This is a genomic window from Aeromonas popoffii (genome assembly GCF_037818705.1).
Classification (GTDB): Bacteria; Pseudomonadota; Gammaproteobacteria; order Enterobacterales; family Aeromonadaceae; genus Aeromonas; species Aeromonas popoffii.
Window position 1 is genome coordinate 4,375,085 of the sequence record NZ_CP149129.1, and the last position, 17,778, is coordinate 4,392,862.

General features: G+C 59.6%; 19 protein-coding genes. 7 read left to right on the forward strand and 12 right to left on the reverse strand.

Going from position 1 to position 17,778, the window contains the following annotated elements; all coding sequences use genetic code 11:
- Positions 1-23: 23 nt before the first annotated feature.
- From WJM78_RS20290 to WJM78_RS20310, 5 genes are all read right to left on the reverse strand, one after another.
- The gene (locus tag WJM78_RS20290; protein WP_212513443.1) at positions 24-1,094 is read right to left on the reverse strand and encodes a sulfate/molybdate ABC transporter ATP-binding protein; all 1,071 of its coding nucleotides are present in this window, start codon (positions 1,092-1,094) and stop codon (positions 24-26) included.
- A gap of 152 nt (positions 1,095-1,246) precedes the next feature.
- Positions 1,247-2,137 (reverse strand): sulfate ABC transporter permease subunit CysW, encoded by an 891-nt coding sequence (gene cysW / locus WJM78_RS20295; RefSeq protein WP_065402033.1) that lies wholly within the window; start codon positions 2,135-2,137, stop codon positions 1,247-1,249.
- Complete coding sequence (cysT, locus tag WJM78_RS20300) at positions 2,134-2,973, reverse strand: sulfate ABC transporter permease subunit CysT (RefSeq protein WP_339011435.1); 840 nt, start codon at positions 2,971-2,973, stop codon at positions 2,134-2,136. The genes cysW and cysT overlap by 4 nt, the downstream gene beginning before the upstream one ends.
- A gap of 278 nt (positions 2,974-3,251) precedes the next feature.
- A complete protein-coding gene (locus tag WJM78_RS20305; protein WP_339011437.1) occupies positions 3,252-3,827 on the reverse strand; it encodes an alpha/beta hydrolase in 576 nt (191 codons plus the stop codon).
- A 56-nt stretch (positions 3,828-3,883) separates the two neighbouring features.
- Entirely contained in the window at positions 3,884-4,885 is a 1,002-nt protein-coding gene (locus tag WJM78_RS20310) for a sulfate ABC transporter substrate-binding protein (protein WP_339011440.1), read from the reverse strand.
- 208 nt (positions 4,886-5,093) lie between these two features.
- On the opposite strand from WJM78_RS20310, the gene WJM78_RS20315 reads away from it, so the two are divergent.
- The 5 genes from WJM78_RS20315 to WJM78_RS20335 all read left to right on the forward strand — a co-directional run bounded on the left by WJM78_RS20315 (position 5,094) and on the right by WJM78_RS20335 (position 8,426).
- Entirely contained in the window at positions 5,094-6,356 is a 1,263-nt protein-coding gene (locus tag WJM78_RS20315; RefSeq protein ID WP_042038732.1) for an MgtC/SapB family protein, read from the forward strand.
- Between the two features lie 77 nt (positions 6,357-6,433).
- A complete protein-coding gene (locus WJM78_RS20320; protein WP_042038730.1) occupies positions 6,434-7,024 on the forward strand; it encodes a sugar O-acetyltransferase in 591 nt (196 codons plus the stop codon).
- Positions 7,021-7,362: a DUF1294 domain-containing protein gene (locus WJM78_RS20325; protein WP_339011449.1), complete on the forward strand. Its 342-nt coding sequence runs from the start codon at positions 7,021-7,023 to the stop codon at positions 7,360-7,362. The genes WJM78_RS20320 and WJM78_RS20325 overlap by 4 nt, the downstream gene beginning before the upstream one ends.
- Positions 7,363-7,554: 192 nt before the next feature.
- Positions 7,555-7,767: a hypothetical protein gene (locus tag WJM78_RS20330; protein WP_042038728.1), complete on the forward strand. Its 213-nt coding sequence runs from the start codon at positions 7,555-7,557 to the stop codon at positions 7,765-7,767.
- Between the two features lie 203 nt (positions 7,768-7,970).
- A complete protein-coding gene (locus WJM78_RS20335) occupies positions 7,971-8,426 on the forward strand; it encodes a hypothetical protein (protein ID WP_339011452.1) in 456 nt (151 codons plus the stop codon).
- Positions 8,427-8,552: 126 nt separating this feature from the next.
- Here the strand turns inward: WJM78_RS20335 and WJM78_RS20340 are convergent, their stop codons facing one another.
- Positions 8,553-9,035 carry a DUF4865 family protein gene (locus WJM78_RS20340; RefSeq protein ID WP_339015950.1) on the reverse strand — a complete coding sequence of 161 codons (483 nt, stop codon included), beginning with the start codon at positions 9,033-9,035 and terminating at the stop codon, positions 8,553-8,555.
- Positions 9,036-9,127: 92 nt separating this feature from the next.
- Between WJM78_RS20340 and WJM78_RS20345 the strand changes: the two genes are divergently transcribed.
- Positions 9,128-10,329, forward strand: a protein-coding gene (locus tag WJM78_RS20345) for an IS3 family transposase (protein ID WP_339011456.1) whose coding sequence is annotated in 2 segments (ribosomal slippage) — positions 9,128-9,446 and positions 9,446-10,329 — 1,203 coding nt in all. Because the reading frame shifts where the segments join, the coding sequence is not laid out codon by codon here.
- A 94-nt stretch (positions 10,330-10,423) separates the two neighbouring features.
- On the opposite strand, the gene WJM78_RS20350 is transcribed toward WJM78_RS20345, so the two are convergent.
- Positions 10,424-10,741, reverse strand: a complete 318-nt coding sequence (locus WJM78_RS20350; protein ID WP_042038725.1) for a carboxymuconolactone decarboxylase family protein — start codon at positions 10,739-10,741, stop codon at positions 10,424-10,426.
- A gap of 96 nt (positions 10,742-10,837) precedes the next feature.
- Between WJM78_RS20350 and WJM78_RS20355 the strand changes: the two genes are divergently transcribed.
- Entirely contained in the window at positions 10,838-11,731 is an 894-nt protein-coding gene (locus WJM78_RS20355; protein ID WP_339011460.1) for a LysR substrate-binding domain-containing protein, read from the forward strand.
- A 99-nt stretch (positions 11,732-11,830) separates the two neighbouring features.
- On the opposite strand, the gene argH is transcribed toward WJM78_RS20355, so the two are convergent.
- The 5 genes from argH to argB form a co-directional block, all read right to left on the reverse strand.
- The gene (gene argH, locus WJM78_RS20360) at positions 11,831-13,216 is read right to left on the reverse strand and encodes an argininosuccinate lyase (protein WP_108536340.1); all 1,386 of its coding nucleotides are present in this window, start codon (positions 13,214-13,216) and stop codon (positions 11,831-11,833) included.
- An 89-nt stretch (positions 13,217-13,305) separates the two neighbouring features.
- Positions 13,306-14,613, reverse strand: a complete 1,308-nt coding sequence (locus WJM78_RS20365) for an anaerobic C4-dicarboxylate transporter family protein (protein ID WP_339011465.1) — start codon at positions 14,611-14,613, stop codon at positions 13,306-13,308.
- Between the two features lie 135 nt (positions 14,614-14,748).
- Positions 14,749-15,984 carry an argininosuccinate synthase gene (locus WJM78_RS20370; protein WP_212513450.1) on the reverse strand — a complete coding sequence of 412 codons (1,236 nt, stop codon included), beginning with the start codon at positions 15,982-15,984 and terminating at the stop codon, positions 14,749-14,751.
- 69 nt (positions 15,985-16,053) lie between these two features.
- A complete protein-coding gene (locus WJM78_RS20375; protein ID WP_042038719.1) occupies positions 16,054-16,965 on the reverse strand; it encodes an ornithine carbamoyltransferase in 912 nt (303 codons plus the stop codon).
- 24 nt (positions 16,966-16,989) lie between these two features.
- Positions 16,990-17,769: an acetylglutamate kinase gene (argB, locus tag WJM78_RS20380; RefSeq protein ID WP_042038718.1), complete on the reverse strand. Its 780-nt coding sequence runs from the start codon at positions 17,767-17,769 to the stop codon at positions 16,990-16,992.
- Between the last annotated feature and the right edge of the window lie 9 nt (positions 17,770-17,778).

Below are 17,778 nucleotides of genomic sequence, written 5' to 3' on the forward strand. Positions count from 1 at the left end.
TCCATTTCAATCGTCGATGACCGTCAGATCTGGTAGTCCGGATAGAGCTGAGCCTGTTTGGCGACCAGTCGTACCCCCTGACCCGATGTGAAGGCTTTGGCCTCCTCCTTGCTCAGTTCGGCCTCGAAGTGTGCACCGTTTGTATCCCCATTGCCACGCAGTTCCACCCGGATGCGCGGCCCCATGGGTAACAGACGGGTGATGGTGGCGCTGATCCCGCCGGGCGCATCCGCCGGCAGTATCTCCAGCTCGTGGGGGCGCACATAGGCGATAGCCGCACTGCCCTGAGCCAGATGATGAGCGCTGATGGGGCCCCCCAGCCACTGCTCGCCAATACCCAGGCCCTGCTCCGCCACCCGGCCGCGAAACTGATTCACACTGCCGAGGAAGCTGTGGACAAAGGAGCTGGCGGGCTGGTCATAGACCTCGGCCGGGGTGCCAATCTGCTCGACCCGGCCGGCGTTCATCAGCACCACCCGATCCGCCACCTCCAGCGCCTCCTCCTGATCGTGGGTCACGAACAGGCTGGTGACGTGCAACTCGTCGTGTAATTCGCGCAGCCAGCGGCGCAGCTCCTTGCGCACCTGGGCATCGAGGGCGCCGAAAGGTTCGTCCAGCAGCAACACCTTGGGCTGCACCGCCAGGGCGCGGGCCAGAGCGACCCGCTGGCGCTGGCCACCGGAGAGCTGGGTCGGATAGCGCTCGGCCACGTGGCTGAGCTGCACCAGATCCAGCAGCTCCTTGACCCGGACGCGGATCGCCGCCTCAGCCGGACGCTCGCTGCGCGACTTGACCCGCAGGCCGAACGCCACGTTCTCGAACACCGTCATGTGGCGAAACAGGGCATAGTGCTGGAACACGAAGCCGACGTTGCGCTCGCGCACATGGAGATCCGAGGCATCTTCCCCGCGAATGATGACGCTGCCGCTGTCGGCCTGCTCCAGCCCGGCGATGATCCGCAGCAAGGTGGTCTTGCCGCAGCCGGAAGGGCCGAGCAGGGCCACCAGCTCGCCATCATGAAAGTCGAGGTTGATATCGGCCAGGGCCGCGTACTGATTGAAATGCTTGTTGAGTTGTTGAACCTGAATGCTCATGGCTGCCTCTCTAAACCGTTAAATCGGGGTGGATGGCGTCTCTGAGCTGGCCAGCCCGCTCAGCTGGCCATGCTCACCATCACTCCCCAATCCATATCAATGGGGTATCCGGGTCGGGCTGACCGCGCAGCCAGACCCGTGTCGCAATAACATCAATGGGACTTGGTGGGTTGCCCACGCAGCCGGGCCAGCAGTGTCTCTCCCAGCAGGGTGAAGATCCCGAACAGGGCCAACAGGCTGGCCACCGCGAAGGCGGCGCCGGTCTGGTACTCGTTGTAGAGGATCTCGATGTGCAGCGGCAGGGTATTGGTCTGGCCGCGAATATGGCCTGAGACCACGGAGACGGCGCCAAACTCCCCCACCGCCCGGGCAGTACAGAGCAGCAGGCCATACATCAGGCTCCAGCGGATGCCGGGCAGGGTGACCCGCCAGAACATCTGCAAACCGCTCGCCCCCAGCATGATGGCGGCTTCTTCTTCTTCCGGGCCGCGCGCCTCCATCTGGGGCAGCAGCTCGCGGACCACGAAGGGCACGGTAATGAAGGTGGTCGCCAAAATGATGCCAGGGGTGGCGAAGATCACCTTGATGTCGTGCTCGCTCAGCCAGTCACCAAACCAGCCGCGGCTGCCGAACATCAGCACGAACATCAGCCCTGCAATCACAGGCGAGACAGAGAACGGCAGATCTATGATGGTGATGAGCAGCTGCCGGCCAGGAAAGCGGAAGCGCGCTATGGCCCAGGCCGCCGCGAGCCCGAACAACAGGTTGAGGGGAACCGCGCAAAGTGTGACCAGGGCGGTCAGCCCGAGCGCACTCAGGGCATCCGGCTCGCTGATGGCGTGCCAGAAGAAGGCCAGCCCCGGCCTTAGCGCCTGAATGAAGACGGTGGCCAGCGGCAGCAGCAGCAGGGCGGCAAACCAGCCGAGGCCAACCGTGATGAGCAGCCACTTGACCCACTGGGGTTCACGGATCACGGTCGGTGCCTTGCGGCCGGGCGTCGCCTCCACAGGGGCAACCTCAATGGTGATGGCAGATGAACTCATATCCGGCTCCCTCCTATGCGCGCCCAGCTCCAGGCCTGTAACTTGTTGATCAGCAATAACAGGATGAAAGAGATGAGCAGCATGACCACCGCGATGGCGGAAGCACCGGCATAGTCGTACTCCTCCAGATGACTCATGATCATCAGCGGCGCGATTTCGGAAACCATGGGCAGGTTGCCAGCGATGAAGATGACGGAGCCGTACTCCCCCACCCCACGGGCAAATGCCAGCGCAAAACCGGTGATCAACGCAGGTATCAGGGTAGGCCACAGCACGCGCTGGAAGGTCTGCCAGCGGTCAGCACCCAGGCTGGCGGCAGCCTCCTCCTGCTCTGTCTCTGCTTCCCGCAGCACGGGCTGCAGGGTGCGCACCACGAAGGGCAGGCCGATGAAAGTGAGCGCAATCACCACCCCGATGGGGTTGTAGGCGAGCTCTATCCCAAACGGGGCAACCCACTGCCCGATCCAGCCGTTAGGGGCGAAGATGGCGCACAGGGCAATACCGGAGACGGCGGTGGGCATGGCGAACGGCAGATCGATCAGCGCATCCACCAGCCGGCGACCGGGGAAGGTGTAACGCACCAGCACCCAGGCCAGGATCAAGCCGAACAGGCTGTTGAGCAGCGCCGCGATAAAAGCGGCCCCGAAACTCAGGCGAAAGGAGGCGAGCACCCGCGGGGAACCTATCACCTGCCAGAACTCGGCGAGGGTGAGATTGTTCACCGCGAACAGCACCAGCGCGGAGATCGGCAACAGCACCAGCACGCCCAGGTAGAGCAGGCTGAAGCCGAGGGTTGGGCCAAAGCCCGGCAGGACGGAGTAAGAACCAAATCGCATAACGCTTCCGTTTGTTATGAAAAACATTCGATATCGCGATTCTGCGCATTCCTGTTTGGGGCAACAAACACCAATAATGCCTTTGCTAAGCACTTTTTTATCTAACAACGGCGGATCAGGCTTTTAGAGCCATAAAATGAAAAAAAGGTCTTTTATATAAATAAAAGACCTAAAAAATAGAGCGTCGTGCCATGTACCAAGCCATCAAACATCAACTGTTATGGTGTCTGGCGCTATCTCTCTCCTTGTCAGCGTATTGCACTGGATCCGCGAGAACATCAACGGAAACTGAGAGCTGCGCGCGGTCCCCACACGGCCGGCGCCGGTTCGACCACCATCTCGGCCCGCCGATAGAGAGTGCCGAGCAGATTGAGCCCCTGCTTCCACTCTCCATGGCCGGACTGGGCATTGATATGGCCCACTTCGCCGGCATCGAACAGCGGCACCTGCCACTGGCGGCTCCAGTATTCGGCCCGCTCGAAGCTCATCCAGGGATCGTTGCGACTGGCGATCAGCTGGGCCGATACCTTGAGCGAACCCGCCAGCGCCTCATCCACTATGCCAAAGTGGGCCGGGTCGGCCGGCGCCACGATAAACAGCGAGGCCACCTTGTCGGGCTGCTGACGCGCCGCCGTGATGGCCGCCAGCGCACCGAAGGAGTGAGCCACCAGATGGGCCCGGCCGCGCCGACTGCGCAGCTTGCTCGCCAGCTTGGCGCTCCAGACCGTCAGGTCCGGCTTGTCCCACGGCAGGCCCGTCATACGCTGCCAGTGAGGGAAATATTGATGCCAGCGGCTCTGCCAATGATCCGGCCCACTGTTGTGCAGACCGGAAACCAGGAGGATCTTGTTCATCTTGGTGCTCCTATCAGCTGGCACAGGGGCCAGTTCAGTGATGGATATGGCGGCTATCAACGACCCGGCTGGTAAATCTGGTCAAACAGACCACCCTGGGCGAAGTGTTTCTTCTGGGCCTTGTCCCAATCCCCTTCCAGCTCCTTGACGGTAAACAGAGTCAGTTGCGGGAACTGGGCCGCAGTCTCCTTCAGGATCGCCGGATTGCTGGGGCGGTAGTGATATTTGGCGATGATGCGCTGCCCCTCGTCGGAGTAGAGGTACTCGAGGTACGCCTTGGCAACCGCTTCGGTGCCATGTTTCTTGGCCACCTTGTCCACCACGGCCACCGGCGGCTCCGCCAGGATGGAGACCGACGGCACGACCAGCTCGAACTTGTCGCGGTTGCCGGGCTGACCCAGCACCAGCAGGGCTTCGTTTTCCCACGCCAGCAGCACGTCGCCGAGGCCCCGTTCGATGAAGCTGGTGGTGGCACCACGGGCCCCGGAATCCAGCACTTTCACATTTTTGTAGAGATCGCCGACGAACTGTTTGGCTCCCTCCTCACTGCCGCTCTGCTTCAGGGCATAGCCCCAGGCCGCCAGATAGTTCCAGCGCGCCCCGCCGGAGGTCTTGGGGTTCGGCGTCACGATGGCGATGTCCTTGCGCACCAGGTCGCCCCAATCCTTGATCTGCTTGGGATTGTCCTTGCGCACCAGAAAGACGATGGTGGAGGTATAGGGAGATGCGTTGTTGGCCAGCCGGCTCTGCCAGTCGGCGGCGATCAAACCCTGCCTGGCGACGGCGTTGATGTCATAGGCCAGCGCCAGCGACACCAGGTCTGCTTCCAGCCCGTCCACCACAGCGCGGGCCTGCTTGCCTGAACCACCGTGAGACTGACTCACCACGACATCGTCACCCGTCTTGGCTTTCCACTCCCTGGCGAAGGCGCCGTTGTACTCCTGAAACAGCTCGCGCGTCGGATCGTAGGAGACGTTAAGCAGGCGGATCTCGGCGGCGTTGGCCTGGCCGAGGGCCAGCAGAGAAAACAGGGTGAGGGCGGTCATTCGCAGTGTCATGGTGATACTCCATATCGTTGGGTTGAATGCAGCATGCCGTGGGCTTGTTATGCCGAGAACCAAGAAATAACGCTTTGCTTATCTCTTTTGCTCATATCAACCCGCCGACCGGCGCCGCTCGCACACTCTGTGAGCCATGACTCCCTGCCCCCCGGCTGGCTGTGCCATCATGGGATCCAGGCCATGACACAGCGAAAAGGAAGTCGTTATGTGGATCAATGCAGACCCCATCAATGGGGCCATGGTGTCGCTGGCCATCGGCCTCATCATAGGGCTGGAACGCGGCTGGCAGGTGCGCCAGCTGGGAGACAACCAGCGCATCGCCGGGATGCGGACCTACGGCCTCATCGGTCTGCTCGGCGGTGTCTGCGCCCTGCTGCTACCGACGCTGGGCCCCTGGCTGCCGCTGCTCGGCCTGCTGGCGGTGGTGACGGGCTGCGGCCTCTCGGTCTGGCTGGCACAGCGCTGGCAGGGGGAGTTCGGCCTCACCAGTTCGGTCGCCATGCTGCTCACCTACCTGCTTGGCCTGATGTCTGTGCTGCTGAGCCCGAGCGAGGCGGTGGCCTGCGCCGTGCTGGCGGCCCTCTTGATGGGGCTCAAGGGCAAGATCCAGCAGGGGATGCTGTTTCTGAGCGAGACCGAATTCCACGCGACCCTGCGCTTTTTGCTCATCTCCCTGGTGCTGCTACCTGTGCTGCCCAACGAGGAGATGGGCCCCCTCAATGCCTTCAACCCCTTCAAAATCTGGCTGATGGTGGTGGTGATCGCTGGCATCTCGTTTTCGGGACACTTCGCGGTACGTCTGCTCGGCACCCGGTCGGGACTGGTGCTCACCAGCATACTGGCCGGGCTCGCCTCTTCCACCGCCCTCACCCTGCAGTTTGCCCGCCTCAACAGGGAACAGGGCGGGCTGGAGCGGCTGCTAGCCACCGGCATCCTGCTGGCGGGAGCCACCATGTGGCTGCGGCTGCTGGTGCTGGTGTTGCTCATTCACAGCGAGCTGGCGATGCGCCTGGCGGCGCCTTTGCTGCTGCTGGCGGCGACCGTCTACGGCTTCGCCTTCTGGTTCTGGCGCCAGCGCGAGGAGCTGACCGATAGCCCGGTGCAGCCCCAAACCAGCAACCCGCTCGATCTCGCCACCGCCATCAAGTTCGGCCTGCTGCTGGCGCTGATCGGCTTCATGGCCACCCTGCTACAGAGCAAGGTGGGCAACTCCGGGGTCTATCTGCTCGCGCTGGTATCAGGGATCACGGACGTGGACGCCATCACATTGTCGCTCTCCCAACTCTCCCACAAGGAGCTGGCGCTGGAGGTGGCTGCCCGCGGCATCCTGCTCGCCGGGCTGGTCAACTCGCTGGTGAAGGGGCTGCTTGCGCTCGGGATCGGCGGGCGCAGGCTGGGGCTGAGGGTGCTGCTGCCCTACTTCATCTCTGCCCTGCTGATCCTGCCGCTCATCTGGCCGGGTGCCTGATGTTGCTGCAAGTGACAGCCTGACGCCGCCGGAGTGCTCGCGTATAATGGCGCCTCTTGCATCTTTCGGAGGTAGGCATGGCAAGCGATTGGGACAAGGTACTGGCGGGCGGCGCCCTGGATAGCCAGAGCGAGGAGATAGCGAACGACCGGATCCGCGGCCAGGCGCTGCTGGCACAACTCAATGCCTCCCCGGCCGGGGATCAGCCCCTGCGCCAGCAGATCTGCCGCGAACTGTTCGGCCACTGCCCCGACTCCTGCTGGATCAGCACCCCCTTCACCTGCGAGTTTGGCCGCAACATCCATATCGGCGAGAAGACCTTCTTCAACTTCAACATCACCATACTCGACGTGGGCGAGGTGCACATCGGCAGCCATGTGCTGCTGGCCCCCAACGTGCAGATCTACACCGCCACCCACAGTACGGAGTATCTGGAGCGGCGCAACTGGGCCGCTTACAGCAAGCCGGTTCACATTGGCGACGACTGCTGGATCGGTGGTGGCGCCATCATCTGCCCCGGCGTCACCATAGGACCGCGATCCATCATAGGCGCCGGTGCCGTGGTCACCCGAGACATACCGGCAGACTCGGTAGCGGTGGGCAACCCCGCCAAGGTGATCCGCACCCTGACCCCGGATGCCCACCGTAACAAGGAGCTGGCACTGTGATCTGGCTTGCCCTGCTCCCCCTGCTCGGGACGGCCTGGCTTGGCCTTGCTGACGCCAACTGGTGGCCGCTGGCCATCGTCACCACCATGAGCCTGCTGACGGCGCTGGCCTATGCCCACGACAAGCGGCAAGCCATTCGCGGTGGCTGGCGCATTCCCGAATCCCGCCTCCACCTGCTGGAGCTGTGCGGCGGCTGGCCCGGGGCCCTGGTGGCCCGTTACTGGCTGCGCCACAAGACCCAGAAGGGCAGCTACCGACTGGTGTTCTGGTTTATCGTGCTGCTGCACCTCACCCTGTGGGGACTCTGGCTCGGCCGACCACTCTGGCAAGGGATTTAAGGAGCGCCAGGGCACCAGCACTACAAGCGGCCAGACGATCAAAAGAGTGAGGCGGTTTGTGCATCGGCACTGTCCTGAGCTGAAGGCTCATACTTCCTACCAGCGCGGGCATTGCGGCCCATCCCGGCGTATGAGACAACAAAGGGCCTGCAAAGCAGGTTTTCTCGCGTGTTTATCGACAAGGAGTCACCCATGACCATGTGGACAGGCATAGTCCTGATCGTCTTTATCAGCATGCTGTTTGGTTATCTCAGCAAGCGCGCCCGCTATCAGCTGGGGGATATCCGCATCACGGATCGCCTCGGCAAACAAGATGTGCTCATCAAGGAGCTGCAGGAACGGATTGCCAATCTGGAAGCCATCGTCATCGAAGAGGAGAAGCGCCGCCCGTTCAAGAATCTGTGAGCTGGCAGCCACGGCGGCAAACCGGCCAGCCTGGCGCTGCAAGGGTTTGCCGCTTCTCCCGCACTCCTTCCCCCTCCCCCGTCTCGCCCCAAAAACTAAATTCGAAGCAGGATCAGCGACCTGCCCACGACTGCCGCATTCTTAACCAAACTGGCCCAATCCCTGCTCTATCACTGTCACCAGCCGTACCGGAGAGTGACACCATGATCAGCACCCTGCTTCCCATCGCCTCCCTTGCCCTCAAGCTGGGCAGCTATCTGCTGAGCAGCAACGCCCAAGCCCAGCCCGCACCTGAGCCGGTACAGGAAGAACGCCTGCCGCCCACAGTCCAGAGCCTGTTCCAGCGGCTGGGGGTCAAGGATGCCGACAGCGAGCAGAACCGCTCGGCCATCAACCACTTCATGAGCGAGCTGCTGCAAACCCTGGGGCAGGAGAACAATGGCCAGTCCCTGCCCGAGGCCATAAACACGGCCCGCAGTCAGCTGGCTAACGGCACCCAGAGCACCCGTCTCGACGCCCTGCAGAGTGAACTCGCTCCCCTCAAGGGCACCCTTGGCAACAGCGATCTGAACCTGGATCAGCTGCTCGGCGCCTTCAAGCAAACCCTGCCCAATGGCAAGGGGGAAGGGGTTGGCAAACTGCTCAATGCCAGCGCCTGAACAGCGGTGAGCAATAAAAAACGGCAACCGGGGTTGCCGTTGTAACTTGGTGATAGTGAATTAACAGACAATACATTTATCTGGACTGTGTCTAGAAGTTACAGACTGGTGGTATCACAGATGCCTTCATTTATTTGTGCTTAATATCTTTCCTCTGGCTACATATCCAATCTGATAAACATCAGATTCTGTTGTCAGCGTTGATGGGGGGGATTGTAGGAAATCGATGTCTAACCATTGCCACCGAGATACATCCCATCCACTGAGCGTTTGTGGGGTTGTAATGTCTGCTGGTTTGCATGGAGCCACCATGTTTTTACGCTGCAATACAGCTATGGTTGCGTTATGCACCGCCTCCAATGAAGGAGATGACACTACATACCATGTTTCGATGTGTGGCCGACCGAAGTGATTTATCAATGCGGAAAATCCTTCGCTATTCAAAAAACTATGCATAGCCTCTAGAGTTTCCCAGACATAAAAAGGGGCATAACGATTTTCCCGTTTATGTGACTCATCGTTATCCTGCCGGCTATAGAGGTATGCCTTGAATATTAATCCGGGAAAGCCGTCTAGTTTTGCTCCATTCGAAGCTATCCTCTCTTCGATCTAGATTGGCCCCTTGAAGATCCAGACACTTCGCCCCTCTTAACTTAAGAGGTAGTCTTGGAACTATGTTCAGTACTAGTCACAACGAGAAGATGGTCGAAGTGTTAACAGGGGTCGAGCGCCGTCGACGCCGGACTCCACAAGAAAAGATCGCCATCGTGCAGCAGACCTTTGAGCCCGGGATGACCGTCTCTCATGTTGCTCGCTTGCACGACGTCAACGCCAACCAGCTTTTCAAATGGCGCAAACAATTCCAGGAGGGCTCTCTCACAGCGATCACCGCAGGTGAGGATGTTGTCCCTGCTTCCGAGTTGGCTGCGGCTATCAAGCAGATCCGAGAGCTCCAGCGTCTGCTCGGGAAGAAGACCATGGAGAACGAGATCCTCAAAGAAGCCGTGGAGTATGGCCGAGCAAAAAAATGGATTGCGCATGCGCCCTTGTTGCCGGGGGACGACGATTAAGTGCAGTGAGCCAGGCTCTTAATGTATCGCGTGCGCAACTATCCGTTCGTGTTCATCGAAAACCGGGTTGGCAAGATGGTCGTCATCATCGCCAGCGTGATGAAGCCTTACTTGGCCGTATCATGGAGGCGATGGCAGAGCTTCCCTCCTATGGCTATCGCCGGGTCTGGGCGCTGTTACGGCGTCAGTCAGAGGCAACACGACTGCCTGTAGTAAACGCTAAGCGGGTACATCGCGTTATGCGCGATCATGGCCTGCTGCTGGAAAGAAAACCGGCGGCACCATTGGCCCAGCAGGCACATAAGGGGCGTGTTGCCGTCAAAGAGAGCAATCGACGTTGGTGCTCGGATGGCTTCGAGTTTCGCTGCGATAATGGTGAAAAACTACGAGTCACGTTCGCTATGGACTGCTGTGACAGGGAAACCTTGGACTGGGCTGCCAGTACTGGGGGGTACGACAGTGACACGGTGCAAGATGTCATGCTGAGGTCTGTCGAACGACGCTTCGGGGATTCGTTGCCGGCATCACCGGTGGAGTGGCTGACTGATAATGGCTCGGCGTATCGCGCCCATGAGACCCGCGCGTTTGCACGAGAAATCGGGTTGGAGCCCAGAACGACTGCGGTGAGAAGCCCACAGAGCAACGGTATAGCGGAGAGCTTCGTCAAGACGATGAAGCGAGACTATATCGAGATGATGCCGAAACCAGATAGCCGAACAGCGGTAGGCAACTTGGCCATCGCGTTTGAGCATTATAACGAACACCACCCGCACAGCGCCTTGGGATACCGTTCACCCCGGGAATTTCTGCGCAGTCGGGTATCACAACCCTAAGCGGGAAAAAGTGTCTGGACCTATGGGATCAAATCCACGATCAGAGCCATGTCGTAGTTAGCAGGCAGGGTAAATCTGTAATGCATTGCGATCATTATGCAGCATCCCCTTGGGCAGGCAGGTAGCTCACGGCGGTAACCGCTGCTGGCAATCCGGCGTAGAAAGCGAGATGGGTGAACAGCTCCTCAAGCTGCTCCCGTGTCAGGCCGTTTTGCTGGGCAAACGCTATGTGCCACGGCAGCTGTTGCACCCGGCCCAGCGACGCCAGTATGGCCAGGGTGATCAGGCTACGCTCGCGTGCAGACAGAGCCGGTCTTTGCCAGATATCGCCAAATAGCACTTCTTTTGCTAACTGGGATAGTTTCGGCGCTATCAGCGCGAGGTCATCAGGGTTAAGTGCAGGGTGTACCATTGCAGTCTCCTTGGTTGGTGACGCAACTTTCGCTCACTGATACTATTTATAAAATCGAAATATTCAGGAGTGATAGTCCTGATTATGAGGATTATTATGTCACCTCTTCCCCAAAGCCTGGATCTCGATGCCCTGCGCAGCTACGTATTGGGGCTGGAGTGCGGCAGCTTTGCGCTGGCAGCACAGCGGCTGTGCCGCTCTACCTCGGCGGTCAGTGCACAGTTGAAGAAACTCGAACAGCAATGTGGAACAGAACTGGTCCTGAAGAAGGGTCGCCACTTAGTCCCTACGGCCAGTGGAGAAAGACTGCTGGGCTATGCCAAACGGCTGCTGGATCTAAATGACGAAGCTGTACTCGCTCTGAAAGGGGAGCTGCTGCAAGGGGAGATCCGGCTGGGAGTTCAGGAAGACTTTGGTGAATCCCTATTGCCTGCTGTGCTGGGCCCCTTCTGTCGTCAGCATCCCGCGCTGCGCATGACGACGCGCATCGACCGCAATGCACCGCTGATGAAAGGGGTCAGGGAGGGAACCCTCGACATTGTACTAGCTTGGCAGCCCACTGAAGAGAGGATGGACACCGCTCTAATCGACATAGCATCACTCCAATGGATTGCTCACCCGAACTGGGATCCGGCGCCCCTGCTGGCACGCGGAGAGCCCTTGCCCCTGGTGCTCTTCGATGCCCCCTGCCTGATGCGTTCACGGGCCATCAAGGCTCTGGACGACGCAGGTATCCCGTGGCGCATCGCCTTCACCAGCCAGAGCCTGGGCGGGATCTGGGCAGCCTTGCAGGCAGGGCTCGGGATCACAGTGCGCTCGGCCATCGGCATACCGGCCAGCCTCGCTACCCTAGGTAGCGTGTTGCCGTCACCTGGCACCTTGGGTGTCGTGCTGCTCAGCGCCAGCCATGAGGCCGATGAGGCCGAACTCTTATTGCAACGCCTGCTCACAAATGCAGTGCATCAGACCCGTCCTATGTGCAGGGGCTGAATGCCCTTGTTAGGGGCCACTCCGTGCGCGAGGGTATATAAAAAACGGCAACCTCGGGTTGCCGTTTTGCTTTCTACTTTGGATAACAAGCCGATTGACTTAACCCGCCCGTTTGGCCAGCCACTGTTCAGCGGCGGTGAGGGCCGCATCCACCAGCTCGCGGGCGACGCCGCCTTTGGCGACCCGCTTGGCCAAGGTCGCTTCCAGCTCCAGATTGGGATAGACATCCTCGCCGATCACCGGGCTGAAGCGCTGGAACTCAGGCAAAGAGAGATCTTCCAGCGGCTTCTTCACCTCAAGCGCATAGACCACAACCTCGCCAACGATATGGTGCGCCTCGCGGAAGGGTATCCCTTTGGCCACCAGATAATCCGCCAGCTCAGTCGCGTTGGCATAACCGCCCTGTGCCGCCGCCATGGTGCGCTCGCCATTTACCTTCAAGTCGATCAGCACCAGCGCCGCCATGTCGAGGCAGTCGTGCCAAGTGTCGAGGGCATCGAACAGCCCTTCCTTGTCTTCCTGCATGTCCTTGTTGTAGGCCAGCGGCAGTGCCTTGAGGCTCATCAACATGCCCATCTGGGCGCCCACCACCCGGCCTGTCTTGCCACGGATCAGCTCAAGCGCATCGGGGTTCTTCTTCTGCGGCATCAGGGAGGAGCCGGAGGTGACCGCATCGGAGAGTTCGACAAAACCCGCTTCGCCTGTGTTGTAGAAGATGAGATCTTCGGCAAAGCGCGACAGGTGAGTCATGGAGAGCGACGCCACGTGCATCAGCTCCACCACGTGATCCCTGTCCGACACTGAATCCAGGCTGTTGCGGGTGGCGCCACTAAAGCCCATGTCGAGTGCCAACGCTTCGCGGTCGATGGCATAGGCAGTGCCCGCCAGCGCGCCGCAGCCAAGCGGGCTGGTGTCGAGCCGCTTGAGGGCATCTTGCAGACGGGAGTAGTCCCGCTCCAGCATCTCCACATAGGCCAGCGCCCAATGGGCGAAGGTGACCGGCTGGGCGCGCTGCAGGTGGGTGTAACCCGGCAGCACAGCGGCCTGATTGGCACGAGCAGAGGCGACCAGCCCGGATTGCAGGGCACTGATGGAGCCGAGCAGCAGCTCGCCCTGCGCCTTGCACCAGAGTTTGAGGTCGGTGGCGACCTGATCGTTGCGCGAGCGGCCGGTGTGCAGCTTTTTGCCGAGATCGCCGACGGCAGCGATAAGCGCGCTCTCGACCCAGGAGTGGATATCTTCGGCGTCCGAATTGAGGATCTGGTGCGGATCCTGCTGCACCGAGGCGAGCAGTACCTCCATCGCCTGTTGCAGTTTGCCCTGCTCATCGGCGGTCAACACGCCCACTTTCACCAGCGCCTTGGCCCAGGCCATGGAGCCCTGAATATCCTGCTCCGCCAACCGGTAATCGAACCGCAGCGAATCGTTGAACTGCTTGAACCGGCTATCGGCTCCCTGACTGAAGCGTCCACCCCAAAGTGCCATACTGCTCTCCTTGAATGCGTTGTCGGCGGCAGCTTGGCCCCCGAGCGTGAAATAATCTTGTGCTGCACTAATTTGTCATACCCAGATAATCAAAATAGTGTGTTCGCTATTATCATGCAAAATATGACCGACATGACCAATGATACCATGCCTGGCATTAAGAAACTGTGGTTTACAACATATCCACCCAATCTGGTGGAACCTGTCCTGTCAAATGCCACGCAAGCAATTTGAGCGCCACCCGGGATAATAAATACGGCGCAGGCAGCGGGTAACAATGCAATCAGGGTGTATGCGGGCAATCCCATTGAAACCCCCAGTGGCATTAAGGCAATAATGGTTGCCGCTGGGCTATATATTAATATGGATAGCGAGAATAGAATCAGACCAAACAGCATCGGATATTCATTGAGAATACTCGAAAAATTGACGATGAACACATCGTTGTAATGCCCAAACAAGGTACCGGTCATCCACGATAAACCAAAAATACCCACTACGCCGACCAACCCGGATTTAAAGGTTGAGCCTTCATGGAGTGCATCAGGTGAAATCCGGCAAAGAAGCATAATGAGGCAGGCTGTTGTCAGCATCACGATCTGCAAGGTGGTGGCAACTGTCATGGTTTGATTATCAAAAACAGGCCGCAGTCCCTCAAAAGAGCTCAGAATGACGGTAAGCAAGACCCCAATCGCGAAAATGGCAAGGCCTAGCTTGGCTTGCGCCGGGTTGTCGACTTGCTTTGCGGACACCTTTTGCTGGTCGAATTCACCACTTTTCTGGCGACGGATAAACTCCTCATCATCAGCGAGTTCGGCGCCTTTTTTATAGACGAACAGGCAGCCAACCAAACAACCCAGCAGGGTGCCGGGAATCGTAATAGCTAAAATATCCAGGAGCGAGATATTCAATGAGGCAGCTTTTGCCAGCATCCCCACGACTACGGCGCTAATTGGACTTGCGACCAGTGCCATATTGGCGGCAATCACCGACATAGACATGGCTCTTTCGGGACGCACTCTTGCATCTGTTGCTATTTCAGAAATGACCGGATACACCGAGAAGGCAATATAGGAGGTTCCGCACAACAGGGTGAAAATATAACAAATTAACGGCCCGAGAAACGTGATGGAATTGGGTCTGGCCCGTAATATTTTTTCTGCCAATCCAACCAGCAGATCTAACCCCCCTGCTGCTTGTAAAATTGCGGTGCAGGTAATAACGGAGATGATAATGAGGATGACGCTGACAGAGGGAGAGTCTGGTGCCAAATGAAATATGAAGGATAGGATAAATAACCCCAGCCCCCCTGCGGCACCCAAACCAATACCGCCGAATTTTCCACCAATGGCGATACATACCAGCACGACAGCTAACTGTGCCCAAAAAAATTCCATAAATGCCCTAATGTCCTTGTTGGTTCAGGTGAAAAAATCAAGGCCTGCCCACGTCGGGAGAGGCCTGAATCACCGAGTATTGGTATTAGGTGGAGGACTCAGCCCCCCACCTATGCTACGGGTTAATGTCGCCAATCAACCGTGGGTGTGATCACCACCGATGGCCTGATGCTGCTCCTTCATGGCGCGGATCCGGCTGGCCAGGGTATAGAGACGGATAAACCCTTCGGCATGGCTCTGGTCATACACCTCGTCGGCACCGAAGGTGGCGAAATCTTCGGAGTAGAGGCTGTTCGGTGACTTCTTCTGCACCGCGGTAACCTGACCCTTGTACATCTTCAGCACCACTTCACCGTCGAGATCCTCGGCGATGGCGTTGGCGGAGGCGACGATGGCCTTGCACAGCGGGGTGAACCAGCGACCGTCATAAACCAGGTGGGAGAACTCGGCACCCAGCTTCTCGCGCCAGGCGCGGGTCGGTCTGTCCAGTACCAGCTCTTCCACGGCGCGCAGTGCCGCCACCATGACGGTGCCACCCGGGGTCTCGTAGCAACCACGGGACTTCATGCCCACCATGCGGTTTTCGGTGATGTCGATACGGCCCACGCCGTGCTTGCCAGCACGCTCGTTCAGGGTCATCAGGATCTGGTGCGGGCTGAGCGGCTGGTCATCAACGGCAACCACTTCACCCTGCGCCACGGTCAGCTTGACGTACTCCGGCTCGTTCGGTGCCTGCTCGGCCGGCACGGTCCACTGCCAGACGGCTTCGGACGGCTCGTTCCAGGTGCTCTCCAGCTCACCACCCTCGGTGGAGATGTGCCAGGCGTTCGCATCGCGGCTGTAGATCTTCTTCAGGGTCGCCTTGCAGGGGATGCCGCGGGTCTCCAGATAGGCCAGCAGATCTTCCCGGGAGCGCATGTCCCAGATCCGCCACGGGGCAATCACTTTCAGCTGGGGCGCCAGGGCTGCCACGGCACCTTCGAAACGCACCTGATCGTTGCCCTTGCCGGTACAGCCGTGGGAGATGGCGTCAGCCCCTTCTGCCAGGGCCGCTTCCACCATCGCCTTGGCAATGATCGGGCGGGCCATGGAGGTGCCCAGCAGGTAGGTGCCTTCATAGACGGCACCGGTTTTCAGGGTCGGGTAGACGTACTCCTTGACGAACTCTTCCCGCAGATCCTTGACGATACATTTGACCGCACCGGAAGCGATGGCCTTCTGCTCGATCCCTTCCAGATCGTCACGCTCCTGACCCACGTCGGCGACGAAGGCGATGATTTCGGCATCGTAGTGCTCTTTGAGCCAGGGAATGATGGCCGAGGTATCCAGTCCGCCCGAGTAAGCCAGTACGATCTTGTTGATTCCGCTCATTTTACTTCTCTCCATGATGATTCGATAAAGGTGTCGTGATTCAGGTTGAGTGCCGCGTTACTGATTCCGCTATTTGTTGCCAAGCAGGGTCAGCAACACGGCGTTCTGGATATGCATCCGGTTTTCGGCCTCGTCCATGATGAGGGAGGCCGAGCCATCCATCACCTGCGAGGTGATCTCCAGCTCCCGGTGCGCCGGTTGGCAGTGCAGCACATGCTGGATGCCGGTGCGGTCGAGCAGGGCCTGGTTGATCTGGTAAGGCATAAAGAGCTCGGTGACCTGCTCCATCGGGGTGTTGTCGCCCATGGAGACCCAGGTATCCGTGTAGGCCACGTCGAACCCTTCGATATCTGCCACGTCATCACTGATGTGGATGGTCGCCCCCGACTTGGCCGCCAGTGCCTGCGCCTGCAGGAAGATCTGGGTATCCGGGCCATGGCCCTTGGGGCAGATCAGGGTCACGTCTGTGCCCAGGGTCGCCCCCAGCAGCAGCAGAGAGTGGCTGACGTTGTTGCCATCACCGAGGTAGGCAAGCTTCACCTTCGACAGATCGTCGTAGTGCTCGGCAATGGTCATAAAGTCGGCCAGCCCCTGGCAGGGGTGGTAGAGGTTGCACAGGCTGTTAACCACAGGGACAGTGCCGTGCTCCGCTAATCCAACAAGCGTCTGGTGGTCGAACACCCGCGCGACGATGGCATCACACCAGCGTGACAGGTTGGCGGCGAAATCCTTCACCGACTCCCGTTTGCCCAGCGCGCCGTTTTGTTGATCCAGATAGACGCTGTGGCCACCGAGCCGGGCGATGCCGATGTCAAAGGTGACCCGGGTGCGCAGGGAGGGCTTCTCGAACAGGGTAACCACGCTCTTGCCTGCCAGTGCCTGGCTGTACTTTTTCGGATCGGCCTTGACCGCTTTGCCGAGCGCAATCAGCGCCTCGATCTGGGCTTTGTTCAGATCGCTGTCTTTCAGAAGATGTTGCATCGGATGTTCCTTGTTACGACCGGGTTAGAGGGTGACCTGGGTGCCGACGGCACCGCCTGCCAGCAGCTTGAGCAGTTGATCCGGGTAGCGCCAGCTGGCGACACAGACCGGCTTGCCGAGGGTCTCAGCGGCGTGCAACGCAGCTTTCACCTTGACCGCCATGCCATCGCTGATCACCCCTTTCTCCATCAGATCCAGTGCCGTCGCCTTGTTCAGCTGCGGCACCAGCTTGCCCTTGCCATCCAGAATGCCGCTCACGTCCGACAGCATCACCAGATCGGCGCCGAGCGCCTCGGCAATCGCCGTGGCCGCCTGATCCGCGTTGACGTTCATCAGCTGGCCGTCGGCCGTGATGCCGATGGAACTCACCACCGGCAGGAAGCCCTGCCCCAGGATGCCGGTCACTAGCGCCGGGTTGCCCGGTTTGCAGTCACCCACCGCACCGAGATCCGGGTCGAGCTGGGTTACCTGACACAAGCCGCCGTCGGCCAGACAGAGCCCCACGGCCGGAATACCGGTGGCGATGGCCTTGGCCATCATCTGCTTGTTGGCGGTCCCCGCCAGGGCGCCAGCGATGAAGGGGATCTGCTCGAACGGGGTCACCCGCAAACCGTTCTTCTTGGTGGAGCAAAGACCCAAGCCCTTGAGCAGGTCATCCACCAGACAGCCGCCACCGTGCACCAGCACCAGGGGTCTGTGTTGTTCATCCAGAAACGTTTTGAGGGTGGCGAACAGGGCGGTCAGCGCCTCGTCGTTCTCAATCAGGGCGCCACCCAACTTGATAACCAGCGTCTGTTTGTCCATCGTTGCAAT

What these genes read in the sequence shown, in the direction of transcription:
- WJM78_RS20290 (WP_212513443.1), bottom strand. Translation starts at nt 1,094, where the DNA reads ATGAGCATTCAGGTTCAACAACTCAACAAGCATTTCAATCAGTACGCG.
- cysW (WP_065402033.1), bottom strand. Translation starts at nt 2,137, where the DNA reads ATGAGTTCATCTGCCATCACCATTGAGGTTGCCCCTGTGGAGGCGACG.
- cysT (WP_339011435.1), bottom strand. Translation starts at nt 2,973, where the DNA reads ATGCGATTTGGTTCTTACTCCGTCCTGCCGGGCTTTGGCCCAACCCTC.
- WJM78_RS20305 (WP_339011437.1), bottom strand. Translation starts at nt 3,827, where the DNA reads ATGAACAAGATCCTCCTGGTTTCCGGTCTGCACAACAGTGGGCCGGAT.
- WJM78_RS20310 (WP_339011440.1), bottom strand. Translation starts at nt 4,885, where the DNA reads ATGACACTGCGAATGACCGCCCTCACCCTGTTTTCTCTGCTGGCCCTC.
- WJM78_RS20315 (WP_042038732.1), top strand. Translation starts at nt 5,094, where the DNA reads ATGTGGATCAATGCAGACCCCATCAATGGGGCCATGGTGTCGCTGGCC.
- WJM78_RS20320 (WP_042038730.1), top strand. Translation starts at nt 6,434, where the DNA reads ATGGCAAGCGATTGGGACAAGGTACTGGCGGGCGGCGCCCTGGATAGC.
- WJM78_RS20330 (WP_042038728.1), top strand. Translation starts at nt 7,555, where the DNA reads ATGACCATGTGGACAGGCATAGTCCTGATCGTCTTTATCAGCATGCTG.
- WJM78_RS20335 (WP_339011452.1), top strand. Translation starts at nt 7,971, where the DNA reads ATGATCAGCACCCTGCTTCCCATCGCCTCCCTTGCCCTCAAGCTGGGC.
- WJM78_RS20350 (WP_042038725.1), bottom strand. Translation starts at nt 10,741, where the DNA reads ATGGTACACCCTGCACTTAACCCTGATGACCTCGCGCTGATAGCGCCG.
- WJM78_RS20355 (WP_339011460.1), top strand. Translation starts at nt 10,838, where the DNA reads ATGTCACCTCTTCCCCAAAGCCTGGATCTCGATGCCCTGCGCAGCTAC.
- argH (WP_108536340.1), bottom strand. Translation starts at nt 13,216, where the DNA reads ATGGCACTTTGGGGTGGACGCTTCAGTCAGGGAGCCGATAGCCGGTTC.
- WJM78_RS20365 (WP_339011465.1), bottom strand. Translation starts at nt 14,613, where the DNA reads ATGGAATTTTTTTGGGCACAGTTAGCTGTCGTGCTGGTATGTATCGCC.
- WJM78_RS20370 (WP_212513450.1), bottom strand. Translation starts at nt 15,984, where the DNA reads ATGAGCGGAATCAACAAGATCGTACTGGCTTACTCGGGCGGACTGGAT.
- WJM78_RS20375 (WP_042038719.1), bottom strand. Translation starts at nt 16,965, where the DNA reads ATGCAACATCTTCTGAAAGACAGCGATCTGAACAAAGCCCAGATCGAG.
- argB (WP_042038718.1), bottom strand. Translation starts at nt 17,769, where the DNA reads ATGGACAAACAGACGCTGGTTATCAAGTTGGGTGGCGCCCTGATTGAG.